A 6133-nucleotide genomic window follows, 5' to 3' on the forward strand; every position below is an offset into this window, starting at 1 on the left:
CGCGTACACAACTTGCCCATACCAGTCATCGAGGCCCGCTGCGCGTGCAGCGTCCGTTTACCCCGGAAGGGTTGGACTGCCCGCATCTGTATATTCTGCATCCGCCGGGTGGGCTGGTCAGTGGTGACAATCTGCGTCTGCAGGCCGACATGCAGGAGAACGCTTGTGCTGTCCTGACTACGCCATCCTCCGGCAAGTTCTACCGTGCCCGTGATAACGGCACCCTGCAGGTACAGCACAATCGCTTTACGTTGGCGGCTGGCAGCAGTCTGGAGTATCTGCCGCAGGACACCATCGCCTTTGAGGGCTGCCACGCGCGCATGATTACCCGCATCGATCTCGCCGTGGACGCTCGCTGCGTGGCTTGGGATCTGCTCTGTTTGGGCCGCCCTGCAGCGGGAGAGGGCTTCAGCTATGGTCAGGTAGACCAGCGGCTGGATGTCTGGCGCGATGGCCGGCCGATCTATATCGAGCGCAACCAGTTCATTGGTGGCGACCCGCTGCTGGAAGCCCGCTGGGGGCTTGGCGGCTGTGGCGTCAGTGGTACCTGGCTGGCGACCGTGCAGCTGGACCGCCAGCAGATGGATGATCTGCGTGACAGCCTGACCGACTGCCCGGAGCTGGCGCTGACCCAGCGCAACGGGCTGCTGATCGGCCGTTATCTTGGCCTGCATGCCGAGCATGCGCGTAATACCTTTATTCGTCTGTGGCGGCAGTTGCGTCCGTTGATCAACGGGCGGGAACCCTGCGCACCACGCATCTGGAACACTTGAGATGGAGCCCTCTTCATGGAGCTGACCCCCCGCGAGAAAGACAAGCTGCTGTTGTTTACCGCCGCGCTGCTGGCCGAGCGCCGGCTGGCCCGTGGCGTAAAGCTGAATTACCCCGAGTCGATGGCCTATATCAGCGCTGCCATCATGGAAGGCGCGCGCGATGGTCGCAGCGTAGCCGAGATGATGAGTTATGGCCGCACGCTGCTGACCCGCGAGCAGGTGATGCCCGGTGTGCCGGAGCTGCTCGCCGAGGTCCAGATCGAAGCCACCTTCCCGGACGGCACCAAGCTGGTCACCGTTCATAACCCGATTCCCTGAGGAGCTCGTCATGATTCCAGGAGAAGTGCAGACCCGCCCCGGCGTGCTGCAACTGAATGAAGGACGCGAAACGCTGGTGATCAGTGTGGCCAACAGCGGTGATCGTCCGGTGCAGGTCGGCTCCCATTACCACTTTGCCGAGACCAATCCGGCGCTGCAGTTTGATCGCGATGCGGCGCGAGGCTTTCGTCTCAACATCGCCGCCGGTACCGCGGTGCGTTTTGAGCCGGGGCAGAGCCGCGAGGTAGAACTGGTAGCGCTGGCAGGTGAGCGCAAGGTGTATGGCTTCCGTGGCGACGTCATGGGCAGTCTCTGAGCAGATTGGGAGAAGCGAACAATGGAAATCAGCAGACAGGCCTATGCGGAAATGTACGGCCCAACCACCGGCGACCGCGTTCGCCTCGGTGATACCGAACTGTGGATCAGCGTCGAGAAGGACCTGACCCGCTACGGCGAAGAAGTGAAATTCGGTGGTGGCAAGGTCATCCGTGATGGCATGGGCCAGAGCCAGCGTACCCGCGCCGAGACGCCGGATACCGTCATCACCAATGCCCTGATCGTTGACTGGTGGGGCATTATCAAGGCCGACGTGGCGATCAAGGATGGCAACATCCAGGCCATCGGCAAGGCCGGCAACCCGGACATTCAGCCCGGAATCGATATCATCGTCGGCCCGAGCACCGAAGTCATCGCCGGTGAGGGCATGATCCTTACCGCCGGTGGCATCGACGCGCATATTCACTTTATCTGCCCGCAGCAGATTGATGAGGCGCTGATGTCCGGTGTGACCACCATGATCGGTGGCGGCACCGGCCCGGCCACCGGCACCAACGCAACCACCTGTACCCCGGGTGCCTGGCATATCGGCAAGATGCTGCAGTCGGCCGAATGCTTCCCGATGAATCTGGGCTTTCTCGGTAAGGGCAACGCCAGTCTGCCGGACCCGCTGGAAGAGCAAATTCAGGCCGGTGCCATGGGCATGAAACTGCACGAAGACTGGGGCACCACTCCGGCGGCGATTGACTGCTGCCTGAGCGTGGCCGATGCCTTCGACGTGCAGGTGGCGATCCATACCGACACCCTGAACGAATCCGGCTTTGTTGAAGATACCCTGGCGGCCATCAACGGTCGGGTAATTCACACCTACCACACCGAGGGTGCCGGTGGCGGTCACGCGCCGGACATCATCAAGGCCTGCGGCGAATCCAACGTGCTGCCGTCCTCGACCAATCCGACGCGGCCCTACACCATCAACACGGTCGACGAGCACCTCGACATGCTGATGGTCTGCCACCACCTTGATCCGGCCATCGCCGAAGATGTGGCCTTTGCCGACTCGCGCATTCGCCGCGAGACCATCGCCGCCGAAGACATCCTGCATGACCTGGGCGCCTTCTGCATGATCTCCTCCGACTCCCAGGCCATGGGCCGCGTCGGCGAGGTGATTACCCGCACCTGGCAAACCGCGCACAAGATGAAAGTCCAGCGCGGCCCGCTGGAAGGCGACGACGACTGGTCCGACAACGCGCGGGTCAAACGCTACATCGCCAAGTACACCATCAACCCGGCCATTACCATGGGCGTCGGTCATGTGGTCGGCTCGATTGAAGTCGGCAAGCTGGCGGATCTGGTGCTGTGGAAGCCTGCCTTCTTCGGCACCAAACCGAGCCTGATTCTCAAGGGCGGGGCCATTGCGGCTGCGCCCATGGGTGATCCGAACGCCTCCATCCCGACACCGCAACCGGTGCATTACCGGCCGATGTTTGGCGCCTTCGGGCGGGGCATGGACACCACCTGCCTGACCTTCGTCTCGCAGGCGGCGATTGATGCTGGGGTTCTAGGGATTTTCCGTCCAAAAACGACAAAGTGCTCTGGAGGCCGCGCCGTCCGTGGCCTCCAGAGGGGTATTACTTTTCGCTGACGGGTAAATATCCCTCGATTGAGCGCATAAGCTCCTCCAGATCTGGCAATTTTTCGCTCAATTCGAAGTGGTAAGTCCCCTTGAGGTTAATGTTGTGCCAGGCCACAGGGGATGCCTGTTTGACGATATCTATTCTCTTGGTATCTCCTTGGTATTCGAAGCTGGTCAACAGCTGGCTGAGTATCCTGGAGTTGAAGTAAACGATGGCATTGGTGACCAGGCGAGCGCACTCATTCCATAGCTGGATTTCTTCGTCTGAACTGCCCCGGAACTGATCCCCATTGACGCTGCTCACGGCCCGACGCAGTTGGTGATAGGCCTCTCCCCGGTTCAGCGCGCGCTGAACATAGTTTCTTAAACTGGCATCATCGATGTAGCACAGTAGATAATTCGCTTTCACCAGGCGATTGTATTCCGTCAGGGCTTCCAGCAGCGGGTGATTGCGCTTGTACTCCGAGAGCTTTCTCACCAAGGTGGCTTGCGTTGTTTTCCGCTGCTTAAGTGATACTGCAATCCGTTGGATGGTATCCCAGTGCTGCGCAATACGATGGGTATTGATTGGCTTTTTTAAGCACAGCTGAATTCGGTGTTCTTTGTCTTCCTTGACATCAAACATGTCATTGATCACTTTGCCAACCTGGGCATAGCGTGGGGCAAACTGGTATCCGAACAGATCCAGTAACGCGAAGTTCACATGGTTCACCCCATGGGTATCGGTTGAGAGCACATCCGGAATGATGTCTGACGTATTGCTCATCAACAAATCAAAGATGTAGTGCGATTCATGTTCGTTGGCGCCGATCACTCTGGCGTTGATCGCAGCGTGATTGGCGATCAAGGTCATGGCAGAAACACCTTTTTGAGTGCCAAAGTACTTCGACGAATAACGGGTTTTGAAGGTCTCGCGCCGGGCTTCGAACTTTTGACCATCGGCACTGGCGTGGATCACATCTTCCTGGATGTTGTAGTACCGGAAGATGGGTAGCTTGGCTGTCGCGTTATTGATGTTGTCGTTAGCAGCATTCAATGTTTCCAGGCGAAGATAGTTCGCCTGGATAGTGCTGAGCTGATCATAGGTACGATCAGAGATCTGTGCCATGCCGTAAATGCCTTGATTGGTTGCATTGCCGACCAGAATTGCCAACAGGTCATATTCATGGGAACGGCTTCTGGATTGGGAACCCAGCACATGAGCGAAGCAGTCAATGAAACCGGTGTCACGATCAACCATGCGCAGTACATCCGCAATCCCCGTTGTGGGAATTTGCTGGAAGAAGGGATTGTTGACCAGATGATGTTTGCTGGCCGAAGGCAGGCGCCAGAAGCGTTTACCCTGCGGATTACGCAAGATGATATTCCGGTTGTCTTCCTGTTCAAGATATTCGCCGACTTCGTACAAACGGGTATCCAATTCCATGGCCATCTGTTTGATCAGCTTTTCAGGCTCCTCCGCTAATTTTGTAAAATGGCTCTGTTGAAGCAGCGTATATTTGTTTTTTCGCCAATGTTCCCCGTCGATCAGGTCGGCGTCGAGTGCCCGGTATTTAGTGATATCAGGCAGCGTCAGCTGGCCATTCAGGCGATCAGGAATCTGTTGATAGAGGAACCACTCATAACGATCGATCAGGATATTCCCTTCACCATCCAGCAGGAATTCACGTGATTTTTTGGAAAGGAGTCTGGTGTCGGCAGTTTGCAACTGAGCGTCCTGGCCGTTGAGTTCGTTTTGTGTTTTCGCCAAGGCGGCCGCTAAGTGCTGGGTGCCGTCGCAGCCTTCGAAGCGCAGACATAGGAACAACTCTCGCAGCAAACCTTTCCGCAGACTTTCTTTCTCGTCGCAGTACTGCCACATGGCTTCATCGACCGATCGTCGCTGCTCGTTCAGGAAGAGACATACAGATTCCAGATCCCTTTTGGTCAGCAGGCTCAGTGCTTGCTGTCTTACTGTTGCAAACGGTAGTTGCAGATCAATGCTGTCATCAATGAACAGGTGCAGTACTTCAGCTGCCTTGCTGACATTTTTAGCTGCTTTTTGCCAATCCTTAAACACCGCTTCCTGCGCATAATCCTTTGCCTTCTGTTTGGTCTGTCTGACATGATGCACAAAGCCATCGGCAATACGTTCCAGCGCTTGCTGCCATCGCGTTTGAAGATAGCACAATAAATACAGCCATTGGCTGCCTACGGTTTGACGTTTCAGTTTGGCACCGTAGTAGTCGACTTTCTCTGCCAGGTGTTGCAGATTTTTCTGCGACAGTGATAGCGTGCTCAACAGCAGATCCACTTCCGGCATCCAATGCTGGATATGGCGATAGACAATCAGTTCTTTCTCCAACTCGGTTCCGGTGAAGTTACGAGCCGATTGTCGCAACTGTCGGAACGGCAGTGGACCTGTGCCGTTCACGAGCTCCGCCAGTGCTTGCTTAAGACCGCGTGACATTGCACGCTCAAGGTGCGCGGCCATGTGTTCCTGTTCGTCTCCCACCACCTGACTGATGATCTTTTGCAGCGTGCTGTAGGCAGGGATTGCGATCTTCTGCCCCGAACAATATTCAATGGCCGCATCGAAGAGGTGCCTAGGCGCTGTCCAGGCTCTGGCTTGCTGGGATAAGTAATCTCTCAACGCCGCTCCATGGTCTTTGACATTCCAGCGCTGGTAGTTGCAGAGCTGGAAAACACGTTGGTAAATCCGTTCGTTCTCTTTTGGCGTGAGATTAAAGGGTCTACAGCCTGGGCCTGGTAGAACGGTTTGATAAACGTATTTGAGGTCCTGCTTGATCTGATGAAAGCCGGGATTCAGCACCACCGGCTTGGCTTTGAAATAGCCCAGCAGTACCACCAGCATGTAACGCTGGCCCCGATGACGGAGGCTTTTAGCGATCGCCAGTTCCTTATCGTTCAGCGAGAAAAAGAAGCGTTGGTCGGCGGAGGTGAAAGCGGGGGGTCCATATAAGGGGTTCTAGGGATTTTCCGTCCAAAAACGACAAAGTGCTCTGGAGGCCACGCCGTCCGCGGCCTCCAGAGGGGTATTACTTTTTTGGCGCTTCACATAGCCAGTCACAATAAATCAATCACTTAGCAGTCTGAATGTCGCATTTGGACGGAAAATCCCTAGAACCCC

3 protein-coding genes and 2 pseudogenes are annotated in these 6133 nt (G+C 56.4%); 4 read left to right on the plus strand and 1 reads right to left on the minus strand.

Annotated elements, in window-relative coordinates:
* The 4 genes and pseudogenes from ENH71_RS04075 to ureC form a co-directional block, all read left to right on the plus strand.
* A partial coding sequence (locus ENH71_RS04075; RefSeq protein ID WP_294137500.1) for an urease accessory protein UreD occupies positions 1 to 773 on the plus strand: 773 nt, incomplete at its 5' end.
* A gap of 15 nt (positions 774 to 788) precedes the next feature.
* Entirely contained in the window at positions 789 to 1091 is a 303-nt protein-coding gene (gene ureA / locus ENH71_RS04080) for an urease subunit gamma (protein ID WP_088275341.1), read from the plus strand.
* Between the two features lie 10 nt (positions 1092 to 1101).
* Positions 1102 to 1407 carry an urease subunit beta gene (locus ENH71_RS04085; RefSeq protein ID WP_088275339.1) on the plus strand — a complete coding sequence of 102 codons (306 nt, stop codon included), beginning with the start codon at positions 1102 to 1104 and terminating at the stop codon, positions 1405 to 1407.
* Positions 1408 to 1428: 21 nt separating this feature from the next.
* Positions 1429 to 2928 (plus strand): annotated as a pseudogene (gene ureC / locus ENH71_RS04090) (urease subunit alpha); the annotation flags it as partial.
* 70 nt (positions 2929 to 2998) lie between these two features.
* Here ureC and ENH71_RS04095 read toward each other — a convergent pair.
* Positions 2999 to 5965: pseudogene (locus ENH71_RS04095) on the minus strand (Tn3-like element IS3000 family transposase); the annotation flags it as partial.
* Positions 5966 to 6133: the final 168 nt, after the last annotated feature.

The sequence above is a fragment of the Pseudohongiella sp. genome (assembly GCF_011050365.1).
GTDB lineage: Bacteria > Pseudomonadota > Gammaproteobacteria > Pseudomonadales > Pseudohongiellaceae > Pseudohongiella.

Coding starts and splice junctions, on each gene's coding strand:
- ENH71_RS04085 (WP_088275339.1), top strand. CDS start 1,102: ATGATTCCAGGAGAAGTGCAGACCCGCCCCGGCGTGCTGCAACTGAAT.
- ureA (WP_088275341.1), top strand. CDS start 789: ATGGAGCTGACCCCCCGCGAGAAAGACAAGCTGCTGTTGTTTACCGCC.